At 53.5% G+C, this 2,500-nt stretch carries 1 rRNA gene (cut by a window edge); it reads right to left on the reverse strand.

From position 1 onward, the window contains the following. Nucleotides 1-46: 46 nt before the first annotated feature. Nucleotides 47-2,500: ribosomal RNA gene (locus tag FHX09_RS29165) — 23S ribosomal RNA — on the reverse strand; it runs 347 nt beyond the window's last position.

Genomic DNA, 2,500 nt, shown 5'->3' on the forward strand with positions numbered 1-2,500 from the left:
ACAAGCGCTTTGGCGCTTGCCTTGAGATGAGCATTGATCAATGAGAACGATCAAGCCAATCGAGCTATTAGTACCGGTAAGCTTCACACATTGCTGCGCTTCCACACCCGGCCTATCAACGTGGTCGTCTTCCACGGCTCTGATAGGGAATACTCGTTTTCAGGTGGGTTTCCCGCTTAGATGCCTTCAGCGGTTATCCCTTCCATATGTAGCTACCCTGCTATGCCCTTGGCAGGACAACAGGTCCACCAGAGATATGTCCATCCCGGTCCTCTCGTACTAGGGACAGATCCTGTCAATATTCCTACACCCACGGCAGATAGGGACCGAACTGTCTCACGACGTTCTGAACCCAGCTCACGTACCGCTTTAATTGGCGAACAGCCAAACCCTTGGGACCTGCTCCAGCCCCAGGATGCGATGAGCCGACATCGAGGTGCCAAACAACCCCGTCGATATGGACTCTTGGGGGTCATCAGCCTGTTATCCCCGGCGTACCTTTTATCCGTTGAGCGATGGCCCTTCCACGCGGGACCACCGGATCACTATGACCGACTTTCGTCTCTGCTCGACTTGTCAGTCTCGCAGTCAGGCGGGCTTATGCCATTGCACTCGACGACCGATTTCCGACCGGTCTGAGCCCACCATCGCGCGCCTCCGTTACTCTTTCGGAGGCGACCGCCCCAGTCAAACTACCCACCATACACTGTCCCGGATCCGGATAACGGACCGCGGTTAGACATCCATGACGATAAGGGTGGTATTTCAAGGATGGCTCCACGGAAACTGGCGTCCCCGCTTCAAAGCCTACCACCTATCCTACACATGCCGACACGAATGCCAGTGTAAAGCTATAGTAAAGGTGCACGGGGTCTTTCCGTCTGACCGCAGGAACCCCGCATCTTCACGGGGAATTCAATTTCACTGAGTCTATGTTGGAGACAGCGGGGAAGTCGTTACGCCATTCGTGCAGGTCGGAACTTACCCGACAAGGAATTTCGCTACCTTAGGACCGTTATAGTTACGGCCGCCGTTTACTGGGGCTTCGATTCAAAGCTTGCACCTCTCCTCTTAACCTTCCAGCACCGGGCAGGCGTCAGACCCTATACGTCGTCTTGCGACTTCGCAGAGCCCTGTGTTTTTGATAAACAGTCGCTACCCCCTGGTCTGTGCCACCCCACCATACTTGCGTATCATGGGGTCACGCTTCTTCCGAAGTTACGCGTGCAATTTGCCGAGTTCCTTCAACATAGTTCTCTCAAGCGCCTTGGTATACTCTACCTGACCACCTGTGTCGGTTTCGGGTACGGTCTATACGGTGGAGCTATTTCCTGGAACCGCGTCCCTGCAAGATCAATCCAATAAGACCTCACAAGTTGAGCAATCCGTCACTACCACCAGGCCCACGAATATTAACGTGGTTCCCATCGACTACGCGTGTCCGCCTCGTCTTAGGGGCCGGCTAACCCTGCTCAGATTAACTTTAAGCAGGAACCCTTGGTCTTTCGGCGAGAGGGTCTCTCACCCTCTTTATCGTTACTCATGTCAACATTCGCACTTCCGATACCTCCAGGAGCCCTCACGGGTCTCCCTTCATCAGCTTACGGAACGCTCCGCTACCACGTGTATTGCTACACATCCTCAGCTTCGGTGCATGGCTTCAGCCCCGTTACATTTTCGGCGCAAAGACCCTTATTTAGACCAGTGAGCTGTTACGCTTTCTTTAAATGATGGCTGCTTCTAAGCCAACATCCTGGTTGTTTTGGGATCCTCACATCCTTTCCCACTTAGCCATGACTTGGGGACCTTAGCTGGAGGTTAGGGTTGTTGCCCTTTTCACGACGGACGTTAGCACCCGCCGTGTGTCTGCCGACTAGTACTCCCCGGTATTCGGAGTTTGGTTAGGATCAGTAAGACGGTGAGTCCCCATAGCCCATCCAGTGCTCTACCCCCGGGGGTATTCGGTCGACGCTCTACCTAAATAGATTTCGCGGAGAACCAGCTATTTCCGAGTTTGATTGGCCTTTCACCCCTAGCCACAAGTCATCCCAATCTATTGCAACAGATGCGGGTTCGGTCCTCCAGTTGGTGTTACCCAACCTTCAACCTGCTCATGGCTAGATCACTCGGTTTCGGGTCTAATGCAACAAACTAAATCGCCCTATTCAGACTCGCTTTCGCTTCGCCTACACCTACCGGCTTAAGCTTGCTTGTTACACTAAGTCGTTGACCCATTATACAAAAGGTACGCCGTCACCCTTGCGGGCTCCGACTGTTTGTAGGCATCCGGTTTCAGGTTCTATTTCACTCCCCTTGTCGGGGTGCTTTTCACCTTTCCCTCACGGTACTTGTTCGCTATCGGTCATGCACGAGTACTTAGGCTTGGAGAGTGGTCTCCCCATGTTCAGACAGGATTTCTCGTGTCCCGCCCTACTCTAGGACAATCATGGTATCTACGCGTACGGGGCTGTCACCCACTACGGCCAAGCTTTCCAGCCTG

It is taken from the genome of Rhizobium sp. BK538, assembly GCF_014197575.1.
Taxonomy (GTDB): domain Bacteria; phylum Pseudomonadota; class Alphaproteobacteria; order Rhizobiales; family Rhizobiaceae; genus Rhizobium.